General features: G+C 36.5%; 15 protein-coding genes and 1 pseudogene. 2 read left to right on the forward strand and 14 right to left on the reverse strand.

The window, feature by feature from the left end:
* Nucleotides 1–177 precede the first annotated feature (177 nt).
* Both WKI23_RS05840 and WKI23_RS05845 read right to left on the reverse strand, forming a co-directional pair.
* On the reverse strand, nt 178–4,353 hold the full coding sequence (locus WKI23_RS05840) for a ZmpA/ZmpB/ZmpC family metallo-endopeptidase (RefSeq protein WP_368079255.1): 4,176 nt from the start codon (nt 4,351–4,353) through the stop codon (nt 178–180).
* Nucleotides 4,354–4,989: 636 nt separating this feature from the next.
* Nucleotides 4,990–5,217, reverse strand: a pseudogene (locus WKI23_RS05845) (YSIRK-type signal peptide-containing protein); the annotation flags it as partial.
* A gap of 203 nt (nt 5,218–5,420) precedes the next feature.
* Here WKI23_RS05845 and WKI23_RS05850 point away from each other — a divergent pair.
* Entirely contained in the window at nt 5,421–5,546 is a 126-nt protein-coding gene (locus WKI23_RS05850; RefSeq protein ID WP_264315213.1) for a hypothetical protein, read from the forward strand.
* Between the two features lie 27 nt (nt 5,547–5,573).
* Here the strand turns inward: WKI23_RS05850 and WKI23_RS05855 are convergent, their stop codons facing one another.
* The 12 genes from WKI23_RS05855 to WKI23_RS05910 all read right to left on the reverse strand — a co-directional run bounded on the left by WKI23_RS05855 (nt 5,574) and on the right by WKI23_RS05910 (nt 20,323).
* Nucleotides 5,574–6,458 (reverse strand): SPFH domain-containing protein, encoded by an 885-nt coding sequence (locus tag WKI23_RS05855; RefSeq protein ID WP_004235732.1) that lies wholly within the window; start codon nt 6,456–6,458, stop codon nt 5,574–5,576.
* Nucleotides 6,459–6,608: 150 nt separating this feature from the next.
* Nucleotides 6,609–7,760 (reverse strand): iron-containing alcohol dehydrogenase, encoded by a 1,152-nt coding sequence (locus WKI23_RS05860; protein ID WP_261084907.1) that lies wholly within the window; start codon nt 7,758–7,760, stop codon nt 6,609–6,611.
* A 146-nt stretch (nt 7,761–7,906) separates the two neighbouring features.
* Nucleotides 7,907–9,673, reverse strand: a complete 1,767-nt coding sequence (locus WKI23_RS05865) for an L-fucose isomerase (RefSeq protein ID WP_368079256.1) — start codon at nt 9,671–9,673, stop codon at nt 7,907–7,909.
* Between the two features lie 82 nt (nt 9,674–9,755).
* A complete protein-coding gene (locus WKI23_RS05870; protein WP_368079257.1) occupies nt 9,756–12,872 on the reverse strand; it encodes a glycoside hydrolase family 98 domain-containing protein in 3,117 nt (1,038 codons plus the stop codon).
* Between the two features lie 9 nt (nt 12,873–12,881).
* The gene (locus WKI23_RS05875; protein ID WP_368079258.1) at nt 12,882–15,176 is read right to left on the reverse strand and encodes a glycoside hydrolase family 95 protein; all 2,295 of its coding nucleotides are present in this window, start codon (nt 15,174–15,176) and stop codon (nt 12,882–12,884) included.
* Between the two features lie 58 nt (nt 15,177–15,234).
* Nucleotides 15,235–16,035, reverse strand: a complete 801-nt coding sequence (locus WKI23_RS05880; protein ID WP_000981723.1) for a PTS system mannose/fructose/sorbose family transporter subunit IID — start codon at nt 16,033–16,035, stop codon at nt 15,235–15,237.
* On the reverse strand, nt 16,032–16,805 hold the full coding sequence (locus WKI23_RS05885; RefSeq protein ID WP_000899622.1) for a PTS mannose/fructose/sorbose/N-acetylgalactosamine transporter subunit IIC: 774 nt from the start codon (nt 16,803–16,805) through the stop codon (nt 16,032–16,034). The genes WKI23_RS05880 and WKI23_RS05885 overlap by 4 nt, the downstream gene beginning before the upstream one ends.
* Before the next feature lie 24 nt (nt 16,806–16,829).
* Complete coding sequence (locus WKI23_RS05890) at nt 16,830–17,300, reverse strand: PTS sugar transporter subunit IIB (RefSeq protein WP_000020992.1); 471 nt, start codon at nt 17,298–17,300, stop codon at nt 16,830–16,832.
* The gene (locus WKI23_RS05895; RefSeq protein WP_368079287.1) at nt 17,291–17,722 is read right to left on the reverse strand and encodes a PTS sugar transporter subunit IIA; all 432 of its coding nucleotides are present in this window, start codon (nt 17,720–17,722) and stop codon (nt 17,291–17,293) included. The genes WKI23_RS05890 and WKI23_RS05895 overlap by 10 nt, the downstream gene beginning before the upstream one ends.
* On the reverse strand, nt 17,715–18,155 hold the full coding sequence (locus WKI23_RS05900) for an RbsD/FucU family protein (RefSeq protein WP_368079259.1): 441 nt from the start codon (nt 18,153–18,155) through the stop codon (nt 17,715–17,717). The genes WKI23_RS05895 and WKI23_RS05900 overlap by 8 nt, the downstream gene beginning before the upstream one ends.
* Before the next feature lie 11 nt (nt 18,156–18,166).
* Nucleotides 18,167–18,805 (reverse strand): L-fuculose-phosphate aldolase, encoded by a 639-nt coding sequence (locus WKI23_RS05905; RefSeq protein ID WP_368079260.1) that lies wholly within the window; start codon nt 18,803–18,805, stop codon nt 18,167–18,169.
* Between the two features lie 114 nt (nt 18,806–18,919).
* Complete coding sequence (locus tag WKI23_RS05910; RefSeq protein WP_368079261.1) at nt 18,920–20,323, reverse strand: rhamnulokinase family protein; 1,404 nt, start codon at nt 20,321–20,323, stop codon at nt 18,920–18,922.
* Nucleotides 20,324–20,498: 175 nt separating this feature from the next.
* Between WKI23_RS05910 and WKI23_RS05915 the strand changes: the two genes are divergently transcribed.
* Nucleotides 20,499–21,272 (forward strand): DeoR/GlpR family DNA-binding transcription regulator, encoded by a 774-nt coding sequence (locus tag WKI23_RS05915; RefSeq protein ID WP_368079262.1) that lies wholly within the window; start codon nt 20,499–20,501, stop codon nt 21,270–21,272.
* The last annotated feature ends 1,597 nt before the right edge of the window (nt 21,273–22,869 follow it).

A 22,869-nucleotide genomic window follows, 5' to 3' on the forward strand; every position in this document is an offset into this window, starting at 1 on the left:
CTCAAAACAGTGTTTTGAGCTGACTTCGTCAGTTCTATCTGCAACCTCAAAGCTGTACTTTGAGCAACCTGCGGCTCGCTTCCTAGTTTGCTTTTTGATTTTCATTGAGTATCAAATCTGACAAGAGCCAAAAAACACCTCTCTGAATATTCATTCCAGAGAGATGTCCCTTTTGTCTTAACTATTGTAAATCGACTGTCTAAAGTCATCTGAATCTTTGAGATAAGCTTTATAAATCGCTTTTTTCAGTTTTTGAACGGGTGTTTCGATAAACTCAAACTTTTTAGCCGTGGTATTTCCTGCTTTTATTTGAGCAAGTTCTTCTTTAACAGCTTTATTCATAAGCTCTTGTAATTTTTCTTTACTATCAATCACTTCTTCTTTTCCGTTGTAATTTATAGTAATTGGTTTTAACTTACCTAATTTCTCAACACGCTCAGTTATTTGCTCTTTTTTGAAAGCTGCGTAAGATTTTCCTAAAATGTTATCGAAAATATATTTATCAGATAGCGGTTTGCCTTCTTCTTCAGCTTGGTTTTTATATTGATTTGACACATAAGGAACAAATCCTTCATAATAGCCCAAAGCAGCCATCAATTCAAATGCTTGTTTTCTAAAGGTGATATCCCCACTCATACCAGTGGCATTTTGACTAACACCATAAATGGTATCAAACATATCCACTAAATAATATCCATTAGCTTTTACATCACCTGTTGCATAAAATCCATTTATGATATAACGATTAACTAAAATATTATTGTCAATCAGACTATTGATATCCGATAGATCTCTCGCTTCATCTAGTGTAATTTCTGAGATTTTTTCACTCTTGTGCGTAGCTTTAACCGCTGGATTTTTATATGTTACTGTCGCTCTAGTTCCTGTCGACGCAATTGGTGTTATTTTTTTGAAATATTTAGTTTTATCTTCTGCTGTAAGTTGTTTTGTTGCTTCCGCTTCTAAATAATCTAAACTATATAACACATCAAAACTTCCATGCATATAAGATTTCAAATCTGCAGCTGTTTTGAATCTATCTGGTGTTTTGTTGTAAAAGCCATTTTTCTTACTTTCATCGTAAACGAAGTTTAAGTTGAAATATGTATCTGTCTCTGGTGTGTAAGAATTTTCAAAGATTCCTCTAGCATAAAACTCTGCCGCTGTACCATCTCGACGACCATGATTATTAAACAGTACTGTTCTGTCTAATAAATGCGTCATTTCGTGAGAGTAAGTCGCTGAACCTCTATCATCAAGAACTCTATCTATAAAGTAACGGACACCCACTCCATTGGCTTCTGCACCTACATTTTGCGATGGTGAATACAATCCTAGAGGTGTCATAAAGTCTTTAACCCCTTTATCTGCTGTTGGTCCTGATTCTTTAGACCATGTTGTCGTTATTCCAGCAGTCACATTTGTCGTATATTTCTTCATCGTATCTACAATTACTCTATTTGTAATTAGTTTCGGACGATTTTCTTCTTTTGTAATTCTGTATAAAGTATCAACATAATTAGCCTGTCTTGTCGCAGTTAATTCTATCAATGCTTTAACTTTTTCTAATTCTTCTTTATACTTAACTGGATTCGTTTTCTCTAAAGAAGTATCCATATACGTTCCGATGTTTCCGTAGGTTACCGTCGCTATGTTAGTTATAGCATACACGCTTGGTTCTTTAATATTTACCAAACCTAATAATGTAGCTACATTTTGTTGTCTTCTATTTTTTATTTGAAGTTCTTCTGCTCCATATTTCTCAGGAGGCGTAGTTAATTTTGTATATAAGTCTACTTTTTCATCAGGTTTTTCTTTCGAAGCTTTTTCAACTACGATAGCTTTAGTCGCTTTCTTCAACCACGTATCGCCATCCATATTAGTGAATGTAGTTCTATTGTAATCTAGGAAATCTAATAGCGTTGGTTTATCTGTGATTTTTCCGAAGTATTTCTCAAATGTTTTTGGACTATTGGTTAATCTTAATTCATCATAACTCATAGACCCAAGGTGTGTTAACCAATCTAAAGAAGTAAGGTCTTTTTTACCGAACGAGCTTGGATTATAAGCTAGAATATCACGGATATTGGTATCTCCAAAATCAATATTATAAAAACGATTGATATAGGATAATCCTAGTAATATTTTCTCTTTATTAGCTTCAATATCACCTTTTACTTTTTCTCTATTTTGTTGATTGTCACCTAAAATACTCAAGGTATGCGCCGCAACTTTTTTCAAACTAGCTTCTAAATCGGTTTTAGTCGCATCGAGTGTTTCTTTAATCGATAATTTTTCAAGATATTCTTTTCGTAGAATTTCTTTTACTTCAGACTCTGTTATATTTGGATTAGTTTTTCGTAATTCGTTTCGTTTTAAGAAGAAATCTCGATTTATTTCTATGTCTGATGGAGCTAACTGTGATTTTAATTTTTCGTTTGTCAATAAATCTATAGACTTCATTTCAGTACTTGCTTGAGTTACATTCACCGCATTTTCTAACTCACTATTTTCTGGCAGTAAATGCGGTTTGTCTTCTTTAGTACCAACCAAAATTACTTTTTGGCGCATAGCTTTAGTTGTTTCAGTCTTCTCTACTGGATTTGATAACTCTCCTGTCTCCGGATTAACTTCATAAGTTTTAGTGACAGTTGTTTCCCCTTGTTCACCTGCATCTTCAACCTCTTCTTTTCCTTTCGGAAGTTCAGGGTTATCTTTTCTCAACTCAGTGATTTCTATAGGTGACACTATCTTTTCCACATTTCCAACTTTTACTATTTTGTCTTTAGCTGGAGTGTTTTCTGTTGTAGTTTCTTCTGAGATAGCTCCTGTTTCTTGATTTACTGTGTATTTTGTAGTTGATACTGTACGCCCTCTTTCACCTGGTGTTTCTACTTTTTCCTTATAACTTAGCGTCTCATCTGCTACATATCGTGTTTCAAACGGAGTATCCTTTATTTCAACCTTAGACTTAGTTCCTACTGCCGTTATTTTCGCTTGCATTGGCTTAGCGACTTTTTTCGTTACATCTGGCTTAGTTAAGTCTCCTGTTTGTTCATTTACTTTGTAAACTTTTATTGTTGTCGTTTCTTCGTCCTGACCCTGATTTCTGACTTCTTTGACACCTTTATCAAGTGACTCATCCGCAACAAACTGTTCACCTCTTTTGACTGTTGATCTTGTTTCTTCTACATTCCCAACCTTAACAACTCTATCTACTGGATGTTTTTCTATCTTTGTTGAAGTGTTTTCTACTATTTTCCCAGTACTTTCATCAAAACTGTAAGAAGTAGTTGTCACTTCCTTACCATTTTCGCCTGCTACTTCTACTCGTTGCTCTTTGTAATTTAAGGCTGGTGAAGCTTTATATGTTGTTTTATATTCCAATACTTTTTCTTTAGTTACTGGACTTGGGACAGTTGGTTGCTCTTGGGGAGCTAAGGGTTCAGGCTGAACAGCTGGTTCTGGTTCGTTTACTGGACTTGGGTTGACCTCTGGAGATGGAGCCGTTTGTTCTGGTTGTTTTTGGGCTTCTTGTAGGGCAGATTCACCAACATCTTTTACCCCCTCAACTGGATTCTCCAGCTGGTTCTCCACACCCTTTTGTTCCGCAGAAGATTGATCTTCTTCGCGTCCTGATTCCACGGTTGGTGCTGCTGGCTCAGAATCTTTTATCTCAGCAGTTTCTTTAGATGGTTGCTTAGACTCAGTACCTTGTTGGGCAAGAGTTTGATTTTCCTCATCCCCTGATTCCACGGTTGGTGCTGCTGGCTCAGAATCTTTTATCTCAGCAGTTTCTTTAGATGGTTGCTTAGACTCAGTACCTTGTTGGGCAAGAGTTTGATTCTCCTCGCCCCCTGATTCCACGGCTGGGGTTGCTGGATCTGGTTGCTTCGGCTCAGCTTCGGGTTTGTCAGGTGTTTGTTTCTCGTCGGGTGTTGCTTCTGTACCCGGCGTTTCTTCTGCTCCTGGTCTTGGTTGTCCTATTCCATCAGCTGGTTTTGTCTCTGTTTCATTCTCTACTATTGGAGTTTTTTCAGGTTGAACTGGTTTAACTTCCTCTGGCTCTGGAGTTACAGGTTGTGTTGGTTTTGGTGCAACTTCTTCCTTAGTCCCAACTGCAATCACCTTATCCACCGGCTCTTTTGTGATTATATTTTCTATAACTTTGCTAGATTTTTCCCCATTAACGATAGTGACTTCCGTATAGATGGTGCGTTCACCAACAACACCTTCTTGAACAACTTTAGTTTGCCCTTTAGCTAAGGTTGCATCTTCTTGTTCTATCGTTTGGAAAGCAACCTCCTCTGTAGTGACTAGCAATTCTGGTTTCTCTACTGTGGCATTTAACACACCTTCCTCAGGACTTGTTTTATAATCACTATTATTTTATGCTTTCGGTTGTTCTCCTTGGGGATTTCCTGCAACTTCCTCCTTAGCCCCTATAGATCCAATTTCAGCAGGTGCTTGTTTACTTACAGGAGCTTCAACAATTTTCTCAACTGCGTAGGATGGTTGAGGAGATTGCACAAGGTCTTCAGTTGAGCTAAAATGAGATGCAGTCTGTGGTACAATCTTCTTAGATTGAGGTTCTGAACTTTCCTCCTTTTGAGATAATGCTGGCGACTCTACCTTATCAACAGAAAGTTCCTTGCTAGCACTATCTCTTACCAAATAATATCCCGTAAATTCATATCCTTGGACTGTTTCAGGACTTGGTAAAAACTGACCTTCTACTCTCTTAACAAGGGCCGGTTGCAATTCTACCAGATTTTCAATAGCAGAGATGGATGCTCCCCAACCACCAACAGCAAAGACAGTCACAAGGAAGTAAGACGCTCCCTTTTTTCTCTTGATTAAAGTGAAGGAAAGCAATAATAATCCTGCTCCCAAGATAAACATCCCATCATTAGAAAACAGACCTGTTTCTGGTAATCTTGTAGCCAATTTTCGATAGATAAAGTAGTATTCTTTTCCCTCTTTTACCTCAATCTTATTTTCTTCAAACCATTGCAACTCAGATTTCAGCTTTTCAGGTAAATCCTGCTCATCCAAATAATGACTTGAAATTAGTGTTGAAGTCGTTTCTGTAGCCTGTACGGGTTGAGCCCCCATACCAGCAAAAAATAAACTCGTTCCTAGCAAGACTGAACAAGCTCCTATTGCATATTTCCTCAAAGAAAAACGCTGCTTTCTCTCAAATTGAAATTCTTTCATCTCATCTCCCATCATTCATTATTACTGTATATTTAGTATATCAGAAATAGTCTGTATTCACAAATCTTTCTAGTTATTCCCTTATTATTCCTAATTAAAGTAGACAACATACAATAATTTTTAGTTAAATGTATATCAATGTTATTTGCTTTTCTTAACAAATGCAATGCAAAAAGAGCCTGTTGCCAAGCTCTTTGTACTCAATGAAAATCAAAGAGCAAACTAGGAAGCTAGCCGCAGGTTGCTCAAAATACCATTTTGAGGTAGTAGATAAGACTGACGAAGTCAGTTACATATATCTACGGCAAGGCGACGCTGACGTGGTTTGAATTTGATTTTCGAAGAGTATTAGTCTATTATTTCTTCTCAGCACGAAGGGCTGACAAGATTTGAGTACGGATATCATCCACACCATTTGGCGTATTTGGTAAAAAGATTGTTTGATTTCCTTTAGAGGCAAAGGTATTCAAAGTATCCAAATACTGGTTGGTCAAGAGGATGGACATGATTTGCTCTTCTGTCATGCCAACATTGGCTTCCTTGAGTTCGGTGATAGACTCTGCCAATCCATCCACAATCGCCTTACGTTGTTGGGCAATCCCCACACCATGAAGGCGGTCTTTTTCTGCTTCGGCTTCAGCTGCAGTGACAATTTTAATCTTATCGGCTTCTGCCAATTCTTGCGCTGCGACCCGCTTACGTTGCGCCGCATTGATTTCATTCATGGATTGCTTAACTTCTGCATCTGGTTCAACCTTGGTAATCAAGGTTTTCACAATAATATAACCGTAAGTAGTCATTTCTTCCGCAACTTGGTGTTGGACTTCAAGGGCAATCTCATCTTTTTTCTCAAACAATTCATCCAAGGTTAATTTTGGAACAGAAGAGCGAAGGGCGTCTTCGATATAAGATTTAATCTGAGATTCTGGACGCATGAGTTTATAGTAGGCATCTGTCACGCTCTGCTCATTGACACGGTACTGAGTCGCCACATTCATCATCACGAACACATTGTCCTTGGTCTTAGTCTCAACCACAATATCGCTTTGCAACAAACGCAACTGAATCCGCGCTGCAATCGAGTCAATCCCAAAAGGCAAGCGAATGTGAATACCGCTATTGGCAACCTTTTGGTATTTCCCAAAGCGCTCAATAATCGCCACCGACTGCTGACGAACCACATAAACTGTACTCAGTGTGACTATCACCAATAGGAGCACACAAACCACCACAAAAATCATCAAAAATGTTGTTATCATCGCGACGACCTCCATCATTATTTTTTTCTAGTATTATAGCACATTTAAAGAAGGCTGTGCCGTTTTTACTGCGATTTTTCCTGAAATGTCACTAATTAGAGGTGAATTGTCACATTGTCGTCTAATTCCTAGCTAAAACAACTCTTTATAAAAAGCAATCGTTTCTTCTAAGGTTGGCATAAATGGATTTCCTGGTGCGCAGGCATCAATCAAGGCATTCTTAGAAAGGTATTCAAAGTCGAAATCTTTTTCTTCAATACCAAGCTCAGTCAGTTTCTTAGGAATACCTACTGTTTCAGACAGTTTCTCAATTTCAGCAATTGCATAATCAGCACACTCTTCATCTGATTTACCTTCCACATGAAGTCCCAAGGCCTTGGCAACATTGCGGAAAGCTTTCGGAACACGTTTAGCATTTTCACGTTCTATAACTGGTAGCAACATGGCACAGCAAACACCGTGTGGCAAATTATATACTGCGCCAAGTTGGTGAGCCATTGAGTGAACATAACCAAGACCTGCATTGTTAAAGCTCATACCACCAAGGAAGATGGCATTGACCATGCCTTCACGCGCTTCAATGTCGTGTCCGTTTGCCACTGCACGAGGAAGGTATTCCTTGATAAGCTCAATTGCTCCGATAGAGAGTTTCTTAGTCACATCATAAGCACCAGGTGTTACCAAAGCCTCCACAGCGTGCGTCAGAGCATCCATACCTGTCGCTGCAGTCAATCCTTTAGGCTTAGAGAGCATCAATTCCGGGTCATTAACAGAGATAAGAGCAAGGCTATTCTTGTCAACCATGACCATCTTAACCTTGCGTTCTTCATCGGTAATGACATAGTTAATAGTGATTTCTGCAGAAGTGCCTGCCGTTGTATTGATAGCCACAACTGGCAAGCCTTTTTTAGCAGACTTATGAAGCCCCTCATAATCCTGTGGTTTTCCTCCATTTGTAGCTATGATAGAGATACAACTAGCTGCATCCTGTGGAGAGCCCCCACCAAGACTGATGATAAAGTCACAGCCATGTTCTTCTAAAGCAGCTACCCCATCTGTGACATTCTTACAAGTAGGGTTTGGCTCTACATCGCTAAAGATGACATATTCGATTCCTTCTGTATCTAGCGGTTTTAAAACCTTAGGCAAAATGTCACTGCCTTCGATGTACTTATCTGTCACCAAAAGTGCCTTTTTATAGCCAAGTTCCTTGATATAAGGACCTACTTCATTTACAACACCTTTACCAATAAGGTTGACTGCCGGAACGTAAAATGTCGCCATATAATTTTCCTCCTGCGCCTCCGCGCTATTTACTTAACATCATTATATTACTTTTTGTATTCGTTTTCAATTATTTGTGAAATGTTTAACAAATGTTTTTTGAAAGGATAGGAGGGACGTAAGCTCACCTCCTATACAAACAAGTTTTACTTATGTAGTGGTCCCAACAACTGACATGCACGATAGTCCGCTGATTCTAAATCTTCTGTTCCAAATAAAGACCAATTTTTAGGTCTAAAGATATCTTCCTCAGATACATTATGCATATTGACAGGAATTCTCAACATAGAAGCCAAGGTAATCAGGTCTGCACCAATGTGTCCATAGGTTATCGCTCCGTGATTGGCTCCCCAATTATTCATGACGTCATAGACAGACTTGAAAGCACCTTTTCCGGTCAAACGTGGAGCAAACCAAGTAGTTGGCCATCCTGGATCTGTACGATTATCTAAAGTATGGTGAACATCTTCAGGAAGTTCAAGTGTGTAACCTTCTGCAATTTGTAGCACTGGACCAACCCCTTTTAGAAGATTGAGACGTACCATTGTTACTGGCATATCACCCTTCGTCAAGAAACGAGTTGAGAATCCTCCTCCACGGAAGTATTCGCGGTTTGCTGGTGGGAAGTCTGTGTTTTCAAGCATAGCCTGTACTTCACTTTCATCCAACTCCCAGAATGGTTTCATAACAGGTTTGCCATCTCGAGTAGCTTGACCTGTACCATCCAATGTACAAGAACCTGAGTTGATCAGATGTAAGAATCCGGCTGCAGCACGACCCTCTAAAGTATGTCCCGTTACACGTTCAACAGCCTCTGGACTCCAATAAGTACGTACATCAGCAAAGATTTGTGGAGTATTTGTTAATAGATAATTAAAGAGCATAGACACACCATTTAGTGAATCGTTCTCTGTAGCAAATACAAATGGTTTTCGAATGCCATTCCAGTCAAACTGAGTATTGAGGAAAGTTTCCATAAAGTCCCCATTTGGGAAATGATCTGTCCACTGACGTTGACCTTGGAAACCAGCTACTAAAGCATGGTGACCAACTGCTTCTTCCTCAAAACCAAGCTCTGCTAAACGAGGATTTCCCTGCATAAGATCTCGACCAATCATGAACATTTTTACAACAAATTCCCATTGTTTTTCTTTTTCTTCTTTAGAAAGAATCAAATCCTCACGATTTCGGTCAACTCCTTCTTTGATATGTTCTTTTACCCAAACCATAGCACGTTCAAACTCTTCTGGGTCATAAATACCACGGTCAATACGGCGCGTGAACTCCGTCATATCTACCGATTCATTTCGCATTCCTAAGTATTCTTGGAAGAAATCTGGATTTACAATAGAACCGCCAATCCCCATCGAAACACTACCCATTGATAGGTAAGCAGTGTCTCTCATCAAGCCAGTTGCAAGAGCTGCGCGCGCATAACGTAAAAGTTTTTCTCTGACATCTTCTGGAATATCTGTATCATTAGCTTCCTGAACATCTCTACCATAAATACCAAACGCTGGAATCCCTTTTTGAGCATGGGACGCTAGTACAGCTGCAAGATAGACAGCTCCTGGACGTTCTGTTCCATTAAATCCCCAAATAGCATGAGGAATATCTGGAGACATATCCATAGTTTCACTACCATAACACCAGCATGGTGTAACTGTAATTGTTGCGCAAACATTTGACTTTTTAAACAACTCATGTGAAGCTGCAGCCTCCGGTACACGGCCAATAGTAGATGGAGAAATCACGCATTCCACAGGTTCTCCATCTGGATATTTCAATGTGCTTGAAATAAGATCTGCCACACTTTTAGCCATGTTCATTGTTTGTACTTCAAGTGATTCGCGTACACCTTGACGACGACCATCAATAGTCGGACGAATACCAATACGTGGATGTTGAATCATAATATTTTCCTCTTATTTTTCTGTTTCTTTCATACTACCATCGCCATTATATTTACGGTAGCCTGGATAATAATTTTTAAAATTACTTATAAGTATAAACCTCTACCTCTGCCAAACTTAAAGGAATTCCTGCGTTTCTCAAAGAAATTCTAACCCTTTTTCCCTTCAGTCCTTTTAAGTCTATGGATAGATTATTGCTTTCTAAACTGTCAATATGTTGTGTAAAAACTTCATGATCATTTGAATCATATATAATAATATCAAAATTTGATAATCTCTGAATTTCAGCATCTGTTCTATTATAAATAATTAACTTTTCTAATTCTTCGGTTTGAGCTAAATCTATCTCCCACCATGAAGGAGAATCTCCTTTGGTATGAGTCACTGAATGATGACCATAATCTCCGTTTTTATTTCCATCAACCGCTAGACGAGAAAAACCATTGTAATCCGTTGAACTTTGTCTAGTTTCTTTTGTTAATGCAATATTAGAAAGTTTCTTCGGTGTTCTCTTTGAACCATAGACTTCAACTTCCGCTAAACTTAACGGAATAGCTGCTGATTTTAATTCTATTTTGACTAGCTTAGCCCCTACAGAAGGTACTTTTAAAGATAACAAACCATCAACTACTTTATCAAAATGTCTTCTAAAAACTTCTTCTCCTGATGAAGATAGAAAAATAACATCAAAATTAGATAAACGCTGAGGTTCGGCATCTGTTCTATTATAAATATCAACTTTAGAAACCGTAAACTCTTCTCCCAGATCGACCTGCCACCAAGCATTAGAATCTGCCTTAGTATGAGTCACCGAATGATGTCCGTAATCTCCATCTTTATTACCATCAACTGCTAAAGCAGCTACACCCTCATAATTGGTTGAACTTTGAGTAGCTACCTTATTTGTAGAGACTACTTTATCTTCTGTTATTTTATCTATATCCTCTTCAGATTGCTTACCATCTGATTCTCTAAAAACCTCTACTTCTGCTAAACTCAAAGGCACACCACTCGTTAGTAATTTAACTTTAATATACCTTGCTCCTTTTTCTTTGAAATCTAGACTAACAGATTCACCCGACAAACTATTAACATGTTTCTTAGCAACTTCGTTTCTATTATCATCATATAGAATCACATCAAAATTAGATAGTCGTTGAGTCTCAGCATCTGTGCGATTATAAATTTTAACAAGCCCAACTTTATCCATTTTTTTCAAATCGACTTCCCACCAAGAGGGATTATCTGCCTTAGTGTGTGTTACCGAACCAGAGTTAAAATTACCATTCCTGTTACCATCCACAGCCCTATTAGAGTCTCCATTGTAATCTACAGAACTTTGTGTTGTCGGTTTTGCATATGCTATATTCAAATTACCATCATTAAATTTCTCTGGTGTTGGGAAAGAAACTGGTCCCGTTCCCTCAGTATCTATAGACATCTCTACCATTCCATTATGATTAACCGCGATGGTATAAACATGGGTATTCTCATCCCAATTTTCTGTATAAGTATAATGATTTTTATCGCCACTTATATTTATCTGAGGTTTATGACCAGTATGCCCTTTTAATGTAAGTATTGTTGTCCTAAAGTCATTATCTACAGGATTGATGGAATAATTTTTGCTTAGCCAGTTCGCTAACTCTAGTTCTTCTTTCTTCCAACTTTTTGATGCATCAAAATTTCCTGATAATGCCCACATAGCTGTCTTATCTGTCCTGTAATTGTTCAATAAAATATGTAAATTATTTGAATTTTCTTTAACAACAGCGTAAGTATGTGGCGTCAAATCTAACGATAACGACTTTGTATTATTAGTATACATAGGCAACAGTACTTGCTGATTTTTATTGATGTTAGCATTACTATTATAAATATACCAGGAATTACCTACACGCTGAGCATACCCATCTCCTTCATAAAGTTTTGGATAAAGCGAGTTTAAATAGTTGACTTTACTAGACAATTCCTCACTATTTTTAGTCAAAATTTTTGCATTAGGGAATATAGATGAAATCTTTTCCTTATCAATTTTCTCATGTATTACAGGAAGAATATGATATCTCCCATTATTATATAAAGGCATTGTTTCATCATTCGAATAAAGTCCTTGATAAAATCCGTTTAATGAACTAATCCTACCTTCTCCATTCCAAAATACAGCTTTTGTTCTATTTACAACTTCTTTCTTACTTGGAGCTGGATTTTGTATAGCATGTCTAAAGAAAGGAATAATACCTTTAGTAAATGCTGGAGTTGGTACATCATTTGTCATAAATGTATACGCGGCACATTCGAAATTATAAACTGTGCCTCCCCCAGTATATACATTCATCATTTCCATAGCAATCATTGATTCTGGTTCCGATGCATAGGATCTCATATCCCTAGCTCTTCCAGTTTCAAATGTGTTTGTATAATGTTTTTCCCACCATTTCCATGTATCTGTTGATGAGCCCCAGTTATCACATAAGCCACTCAACCAAAATCCACTAACGATAGAATCTGTACCCGCATCATCTCTTATTGGCGTATTTTTAGTTGCCAACACCAAATTTTTATGATATTTTTGACTCGCTTCAAAGAATGTCGGATCATTCATAATAGTTTCCCAGAACCATTTTTCATGATCATGCCAGATAAAATGCGCTCCATATTTGGCACAAACTTCCAAATATTTCGCACTATGCGGAGCTAACTGGTTATTGTAAATCCAATAATTCTCAATATTTAAAACACCTTTTAACACACTATACTTTTGGAATTGTTCATCTAACCACTCTGGAGGAACTGTATTACGCTCTCCAGCCGACATAATAACCAAGAAAACTGGAATGTTTAGACTTTGAGCTTCCTCCAACATCTTGACATACCATTCTCTCAATTCTTTCGTATCTCGTGGAATACAACTTGTTGGTTTACAGACTTTTGCAGGATGAAGTTCAATCGCTGCATATGGCTTTACATCTTCAGGAATAGCTTCCCATGCTCCCTTCAATGTGTTCCCCCACCATAATCCGTTACCATTATCATTGCCATACAACGGAGAAAGCAACAATGGCGATTCATTATTAATCGTCGTTCTCATTTGAACACGATTATCAGCCTTAACTCCTGCTAACAATCCAAAACATAACATCCCAATACATACAAACAGTATTGTGATTAATTTTCTTTTTATTTTTTCTTTATTCATGACTTATACCTAAAAATTTAACTCAATAATTTTTTCTGAATTAAATACCAATTCAATATTTTGTACATCAGTATTTTTGCCATATATTCTTACTCTTACTTTTTGATCTTTGTTTCCTCCTTCCAATTTTAGAAATGTTATATCCCCATTTTCCCAAGCAAATGATACCTTATATCCTCCTCTTACTCTGAGGCCTTTCACTTCTCCTTCTGACCAAGCAGAAGGTAAAGCTGGAATTAGTGATAACCAATTATGATGGCTCTGTACTAATAATTCACAAATTCCACTCACCAAACCTAAATTACCATCAATTTGAAATGGTGGATGGTCAAGAAATAAATTCCCAAGAGTCGCATTATTTAACAAACCATTAATCTGGTTATAAGCAGGCTCACCTTGATATAGTCTCGCAAAAAAATGAATCAACCATGCAGCGCTCCAACCTGTTTGTGTACTAGCATGCAAACCACTTACTAACCAATTATTAATCGCTTGTTCCCTATCCTGCGAAGATAAAAAGTTAGCATTTGATAATCTCCTATTTATAGTGATTTCCGCTGCTTCTGCTAATTCAGGAGTTTTATAAATATCAATCTCATTATAAGGATAAAGCCCAAATAGAGGTGAAATGTGTCTATGACCAGGCTCTACTTCTTCATAATCCTCTAGCCATTCTTGTATTTGCCCATTACTACCTATTTTTGTTTTAGGTAATTTCTTTTTTAACTCCTTCACACGACTAATAAAATCCGAATTGTCTCCTAATTGTTTTGCAATGCCAATGCATGAATCACAAAAATATCTTAGAATTTGATTATCAATTGTAGATGATAGACAAGCATTTCCTTCAATACCATTTTTTAAGCGATATTTATTTTCCGGTGAGACACTTGGACCTGTCATCAAGTAGCCATCCACCTCAAATAAATAATCTTCAAAGAAAAGAAATGCTTCTTTTATCATTTCAAAATGTTCCGTAAGAATACGCTCATCTTGGAAATATAAATAGTGTTCCCAAATATGTGTACATAACCATGGAATAGTTAATACCCAAATTGCAGCCCCCATGGCATGAGATTGGGGAGCCGTATCGCCAAAACCATCCGTATTATGATGTGCTGTAAAACCTCTAGCTCCATACATTTTCGTAGCGGTTAGTCTTCCCGGTTCTCTCATTCTTTCGAGCATATCAAATAATGGATATTCTACTTCTGGTAGATCACATGGCCCTACCATCCAATAATTCATTTGAGTATTAATATTAATTGTATATTTAGAACCCCAAATTGGATTTAATTCATCACACCATATTCCTTGAAGATTGGCAGGTAAACCATTCGGCTGACTAGACGATATTAACAGATATCTTCCATAATGAAATAACAAATTAGTCAAGTAGTTACTATACTTTTTAGTGTTTTCAAGAAGTAGATTCGTTGGAATGATCAGACAATCTTTACTATAGTGTAGTTTAAAATCAACTCTATTAAATTGCTCCTGATATTTTTTTACATGTTCATCTTTTTCTGTAAAGTAATCAATGCTACTAAATTCTCCCTGAAGAGAAGAAATATCTATGTCTCCCCAATAATCCGTCATTGATTTGAGATAAAGAAATACCTCTGTAGCATTCCGAATAACTATTGTCTCTCCCAATACACTTACTTCACCATCCGTAACCTTAGAATGACATACTACTTTAAACTGAACACCTTTTCTACCTCCAGCAGAGGCCGACATTAAAATTGTACTTGAATCCAGTTTAGATACTTCATCATTAAACCGTTTATTTCTACCCAAATTAATGTTTAAATTTAATGTGTTTTGAACTGATGACACTATACGGCAACATAAAATATTCTTATTAAAACTCGTAAAATATTCTCTTTTTATTTGTAAATTACAACCATTAGGCTCAAACACAACATTAGAAATAGCTGTATCTAAATCTAGCTCTCTTTCATACAATGAAAGAGCAGAAGACTGAATATCTATATGCTCAATGTAAAGTTCCCCAAGTAATTCATAGTGGCTTTGATCTCTTGGGGTAGCAAACATTGTTAACTTTATCAATTCTTCGGCTTTCTGAACTTCTCCATCTAAAAGATATTCCCGAATTTTTTTAAGATGCAATAGTGAGTCTGGATTATTTCTATCTGACTTTCCTCTATACCAAATAGTCTCATCATTTAGTTGAATACATTCTTTTGTAGCTGAACCATAAATCATACCACCTAAATGACCGTTCCCAATCGGCAAGGCTTCATTCCAATTTGAGGCAGCTTTCTTATACCATAATTTCACTCTTTACCTCTCTTCCAAAATGGAGGTGATATCCCAAATACCACCTCCACACTTTCTACTACTTCAAAATTCCTAAAACAACTAGGATAACTCCAATAGCCATAACACTAAAGATTAGTACAACCGGATTTTTCCCTTTTCTAATTAATTTACACATTAATAAAGTCAAAGCCATAGGGATAAATCCTGGAATTAATTTTGTAATCATTTCTTGAACAGAAATAACAAGTTCCCCCTGCTTAAATTCTAATCCAAAATTAATACCAACCATTGATGGAATCAAACCACCCACTAATACTAGCCCTAATGCTGTCGCCATACTCGTAACGCGATTCAATGTCCCTTTTGTATTATTTTCTTGGATAAGACTAGAACCCTTAGTATAGCCATATTTCAAACCGAAATATTTAACAGGAATATTAATAACATTAAACAATATTAAGGCGATAAAGATACCTAAAGCACCGCCGTCTTTAGAATAAGACGCACCAATACTAAAACAGATAGGAACTAATGTCAGCCAGAACAAACTATCTCCTAGACCAGCCAGCGGCCCCATCAAACCAACTTTAATACCAGTAATTGAATCTGCACCTTCATTTCCTTCTTGTTCTTCCATAGCAGAAGTAACTCCAAGAATAAATGGTGCCGCTGTTTGATGAGTATTGAAAAACTCAAGGTGACGTTTCATAGCAGGAGAAGCTGAATCTTTGTCTGGATATAGTTTTTTCAATACTGGAAGAATTGTATATAGAAAACCTAGGTTCTGCATTCTCTCATAGTTCCATGAAGAACCATACATAAAACTTCGTTTGAAAACTTTTTTAAGTTCAACTTTAGTTACTTTATTATTCATCATAGATCAAGATCCTCCTCAACATCACTATTTGAAGTTGTTTCTTGTGGTTTACTTCCAATCATATCGTAGAAGTATGCTACCGCAATACCAACTAGTGAGATCCCAATGGTTGACATTCCTCCATACACAGAACAAATGAAGCCAATCAACAAGAATACCCACATATTTTTCTTGAGCATCATATTTAAAAGCATACCAAAACCAATTGAAGGTAGTAAAGCACCTGCAGAGTTAAGTCCCTGCATAACGATTGGTGGAACCTTAGCAAACAAGTCTGCCACATATTCCCCTCCAAGCATAATAGCTAGGAAAATTGGCACAATTTTAAATAACGTGATTAAAACCAAACTTGAATAATGATAAAAACCGATCTTTGAATAATCTCCGTTTTTAGCATCATTATCAGCTTTTTTCACAAAATAAACATCTAAAGTTTTTGCAAGAACATCCAACTGTTGGGTAGCAACTGCAATTGGAACTGCTATAGCGATACCAGCAGTTTCTCCTTGACCAGATAAAATACCAAATGCAGTACCAATAATCGCACCTGAAATAGTATCCGGTGGAGTGTAACCTCCAATACCTGTTACACCGAGCCAAGTTAATTCAAGAGCTGAACCAATAAGAACACCTTGGGTGAAATCTCCTAAGACTAAGCCAACCATTGCACTTGTCACTAACGGACGGTGAATCATAAATAACGGTCCATTATAGTCAATAGTGGCAATAATCCCAACTAATGTCACCAGTAATGCTTGTGTGAATAGCATATACTGTACCTCCTTAAATTATTTTTATAAAAATTTTTCCAACATTGTAACTTTATCATTGGGAACCATTTGAATTTCAACTCTCGTTCCCTTATCAACTATTTTCTTAAAATAATATTTATCTTCTTCACCTAGAGCTACACCTCCAGTTACCTTTTCATTTTCCTCCGTTTTACTCATCTGTCCTACATTGAGGTACTCCAATTTTAAATTTCCTTCAATAGAATCATACACATCTTTTGGATTTGTATATATCAGCATTGTTCTCTTTTTTATTGGCACAGAGTTTAAAACTTCCACAAACCGTTTTACACTAAAGAAAACAATTTTTAAACCTACCGGTGCAGAAATCTTTAAAATAGATTGTCGTGTTTTATCTTCTGAGATGCGATCATTAACAATGATAACTTGCTCAATATCATACTTTTTTAGCCACGTAGTGACAACTTGACCATGTACCAGACGGTCATCAATACGAACAAACTCTATAGACATAAATCCTCTTCCTCCTCTACATTAAGTTGTTGTTTAACATTAAACAAACTATTTTGAGCATTTTGAACAATTTCTTCTAAATTGATTTTTGAATCATAACTTGATATTAATTCCACTAGTAGAGGGATATTAAACCCTGTTACAATATCAACTGAATCCAAATTTAAAAACTGTGACAAAGCCACATTATTAGGACTTCCTCCAATCAAGTCAGTCAAAACGATCACCTCTTGATTTGAGTCTAATAGTTCATTCACTTGATTTTTAAAATAATGTTCAAACTCTACAATATTCTCTCCAGGCATCAAACCTAATGTCCTAACTCTATCATTTATTGTTTCACCAACAAACATTTCTGCTGTCATGAGAGCTCCGCTAGCAAAATTACCATGACTAGCAACTAAAATTCCTCTATTAAACATTTTCTCTTTCAACAACTACTCCTTTCTTAAGGATAATATTAGCATAAAGTGAAGTTTCTCCTGTAGCAACAATAGCATAAGCTTTCTTACTACGTTCATAAAAGTCTTCTCTTCTAAGATAAGTAATCGTTTTAAGATCTGTACCATGAGCTTCAATCATCTGTCTATAGGTACCCCATATCTTAGGAATATCATCACCCGAAACAACGTTCATAAACTGAATTGAACTATCGACGTAACTATCTAATGGCATTAAATACAGAATGGAATCTAATAATTCTGGAATATTTACACCATCACAACGAATTAGCTTATTTGCACATGAGGCAGAAGGATAATTCGCGTCAGCTAATACTATTTCATCTCCATGTCCCATTTCCATTAAAGTCTTCAATAAATCTGGAGAAATATTTTTCGGTATATGTTTTAACATTAATATCCTCCCTATTTTCTCTGACCGTATGTTTTAAATTTTTCTGCCATCAATTCCATCTCCTCATCAGGAAGGACTACTGGCTCTCCAAAATTCTTAGCTAAACAATAAATTTTTGCACAATATTCAACTTCTTCAACAACATTAAATGCATTCAATAAATTTTGTGCACCTGCTAAAATTCCATGATTCGCTAGTAAAACTGCTCTACGACCTTCCATTGCTTTAGCCGCATTCACAGCCAATTCTTTCGTACCATATGTTGCATACTCAGCTACCCGAACATCTTTCCCTGCCACTGCAATCATATAATGACTCGCCGGAAGTGGTTCTCTGAGACAAGCTAATACTGTTGCATAAGTTGTATGAGCATGGATAATTGCATCGATATCATCACGAGTTTGATATTGAATCAAATGCATATACCACTCGCTAGATGGCATGCGTTCTCCCTCTACAACATTTCCATTAATGTCCATCACTACAATATCGGATTCTTTGATTTCAAAGAAATCAATACCCGACGGGGTAATTGCCATCAATTGTTTTTCACGATCGAAAACACTGAGATTTCCACCTGTTCCTTTCGTCAAATCTGTTTCTACTAGCTTCTTGCCATATTTAATTAATTCTTGTTTTACGTCTGACATTCTTGTCCTCCTCATATCAAAACACTAAAGATTTTTCAATTCACCAATTATCCCCCCTTCTTGTACAAAACTTAAGAAGGGGGAGGGAGGCAAATTTACAAACTCTCAATCTTTTTAATTCTTTTGGGAGTAATAACTCTCTAATTTTAGGAACTCCTCAATAACATGGTGAGCTTCTTCCATCCCTTTTAATTGTCCCATAGCTATGAGCTGCACAACAATATTCCCCACAGCTGTAGCTTCAGTCGAACCTGTAAGAACCTCTTTACCAGTTCTATCAGCAATCATTTGATTAAAGTAACTGGCTCTAGCACCTCCTCCAATCACATATATCCTTTTATAAGACTTATGAGTTAGTTCTTCTAATAACTCTATCGTTTTCTTATACGTTTCAGCTAGACTTTCATAGACTATCTTAAATAGTTGTCCATCTGTCCACTCTCTAGTTTCATGATGATAAGCTAGATATTCTGTCAAAGTCTTGTACATATCAGATTCTGTTGCAAATTCAGTTGATTCAGTATCAATCAGAGGAAGATTTTCTTTTTCTTTCTCCACCACTGTCCTAATATCATCAAAAGAATAGGCTTTCCCTCTTCGTTCAAATGAACGTCTTAGTTCCTCTATGATCCATAGCCCTGTACAATTCTTCAGAAATGTAATCTCTCCATCTTTACCGACTTCATTTGTAAATCCATAACTGAAGGATTCGGTACTAAGAATAGGTGAAGAAAGCTCCACTCCAACCAAAGACCAAGTCCCTGATGAAATAAACAAACTATCTTCTGTCTTAGGTACTGAGACAATCGCGCTTGCTGTATCATGACTACAAACATTCACAACAGGAATATCGCCTAAACCATACTCCTCTTTTATCCTTCCAAGGACATTCCCCTCTGAAACAATTTCAGGAAGTAAAGTTGAATCCAATTCAAATAGTTTTAAGATATTCTGATTCCACTTTTGACTTCTCGGATCAAAGAGTTGGGTTGTTGAAGCAATGCTTTTTTCAGTTGCAAACTTACCTGTCAAGAGATAATTAAACAAATCTGGCATTAAAAGAATCTTATTCGTACTATAAAACGAATTAGGAAATTCTTGTCGTACCTTAAAGAGTTGGAACAAGGTGTTAATCTCCATAAGCTGATTTCCTGTTTCTGAATATAATTTTTCTAACTCAGTAATTTCAGATATTTCCTTTAACACTCCTTTTGTTCTTTCATCACGATAGTGAACAGGTTGTGATAACAGTTTTCCTTCATTATCAATCAGTCCAAAATCAACACCCCATGTATCAATACCGACAGATAAAATCTTGTAATTAGTATTAGCCAATCGGATACTTTCAAGAATTTTAGCTAGTAGAAAGTCAACATCCCAAGATAAATGCCCTTTTACTCTAATAGGTAGATTAGAGAAGCGATTTATTTCTTCCATTACTAGTTTATTTTCAGAAAGGTAACCAACGATTGCTCTTCCAGAAGTCGCACCTAAATCTATTGCTAAAACCGCTTCCATTTTTCTTCTCTCTTCGTCCTTGATTAACTTTATTATAATCCCCACATTTTATTTTTTCAATATATGAACGCTTACTTGAATAATATTCATATATTTACTCCATAAACATAAAAATAATTCAAATTTCTCCAATTTGTGCTATAATATAGTTGAAGTGATAAATTAGGAGGAGCTTATGATAAAAGATGAACGTGTACTTGAATTGATTGAAATTATTAAAAAGAAAAAAAGAATTGCCGTAAAAGAGCTGGCAGAAATCACTTTCTCCAGCACAAGTACCTTACGTCGTGATTTAATTTTCTTAGAAAATCAAGGTCTTATCAAAAGAAAGCACGGATACGTGACCCTGTCCTCTATGAACACAATTGAACTTTCTCATCAAATACGTGAAGGAGAAAGTACTAGGCAAAAAAGACTAATCGCTAGTCTCGCTAAAGACTTTATTCGATCAGGTATGTGTATTTATCTTGATTCCAGTACGACTGTCTACGAACTCTGTCCTCATCTCGCCGAACTAGATAATCTAATTATTTTTACAAATGGTCTACATACAGCACAAACCTTATCTGAGACTGTTAGAGATAGCTCCAAAATCTTTATCACATCTGGAGAAGTCAAACATCAATCCTGTTCCGTGGTCAACTATGATAAGGAAAATTCTTTATTAGATCATTTTAATATCGATTTAGCATTTTGTTCAGCAAGAGGTATTGATGACCAATATGTTTATGAAGCTTCTCTCAGCCAAGCTATTTCAAAAAAGAATATTATTGACAAAGCCCATGAAACCATCTTACTGATTGATAGTTCTAAATTTTACAAGACTGGATTTTTTAAAATTAATCCCCTCTCTAAGTACACAACCTTTATTTCTGACACCTTGCCAGATCAAAAATTATTAGACGCAGTAGAATTATTTGATGGAGAATGGGTTTCTGATATTCAATGAAAATCAAATAGGAAGCTAGTCTCAGCTTGCTCACAGTACAGATTTGAAAACTGATGAAGTCAAGTCCCCCATGGACACGGCAAGACGAAGCTGACATGATGTGAAGAGATTTTCGAAGAGTATTCGTTCTGTCTGCTGACTGATTTACAAATATTCACCACATGACATTATTTTCTCAGCAATCCTAAAAACAGAGGCTGGACAAATACCCAATTTCAGGAGAAAATGGAGTAAATCTTCCCACAAGAAAACGCATAGTATCAAGTTTGCACACCTGATATTATGCGTTTTTCTGATTTTAAAGACTTTGTCGCCTATACCCTATATTTCAAGAATTAAGTGACCTTGATGATCTAAATTTATTGTGGTATACTATTTTTGTCATCGGTTACCGATTACGTTCCTTACGGTTCGTGAGAGGAGGTGAAACTAATGAGCCTTATCATAGAGCTCGCTCTTACTATTATAGCGGATGTTATAGCTGGAATTATCTTGTATTTCGTCTGCAGATGGCTAGATAGTAAGGAGTAGACCGAGTGACTAGCCTATCAACACCCGTTAAATCACTAAGATACGTCAAAAAAGCCCTTAACTACGGCAATAGTTAAGGGCTTTGGTGTTCTAATGAACCTTATCAATTAACTATATTCTAGCATATAATCTACAATAGTTCAAGCATTAAGTGAGGTTGATGATCTAAATTTAGTGTGGTATAATACTTTTGTCATCGGTTACCGATTACGTTCCTATGGGTTCGTGAGAGGAGGTGAAACTAATGAGCCTTATACCAGAGCTTGCTCTTACTATTATAGCAGATGTTATAGCTGGAATTATCTTGTATTTCGTCTGCAAATGGCTAGATGGTAAGAAGTAGACCGACTGACTAGCCTATAAACACCCGTTAAATCTCTAAGATACGTCAAAAAAGCCCTTAACTATGGCAGTAGTTAGGGGCTTTGGTGTTCTAATGAACCTTATACACTAACTACATTCTAGCATATAAGTCCTAATATTTCAAGCATTAAGCAATGTTGATGATCTAAATTTAATGTGATATACTATTTTTGTCATCGGTTACCGATTACGTTCCTTACGGTTCGTGAGAGGAGGTGAAACTAATGAACCTTGCCCCAGAGCTCGTTCTTACTATTGTAACGGACGTCATAGCAGGAATTATCTTGTATTTCGTCTGCAAATGGCTAGATGGTAAGAAGTAGACCGAATGACTAGCCTGTAAACACCCGTTAAATCGCTAAGATACGTCAAAAAATCCCTTAACTACGGCCATAGTTAAGGGATTTGGTGTTCTAATGAACCTTACCCGATAAAATTATTCTAACACACAAGCGCTAAGATTTCAAGAGTTTTATTTATTATTTAAAGTTCCTTAGTTCTGAAAGGTATTTGATTTTTCATCAATTCATTTAAAAATACTATACAAATTTCTTACATTTTCCATAAGTGTGATATAATGGACTCAATAAGATAACTTGTGAAGGATAAACGCTGGGTCCCAGAATGGGGTAGACTGAAAGGTTGAGCATTCCTATGTGCCTGGGGTTATCTTTTTATTTTGATTTTTTAAGGCTCTCTACAA

The organism is Streptococcus pseudopneumoniae (assembly GCF_038148955.1).
Lineage (GTDB): Bacteria > Bacillota > Bacilli > Lactobacillales > Streptococcaceae > Streptococcus > Streptococcus pseudopneumoniae_T.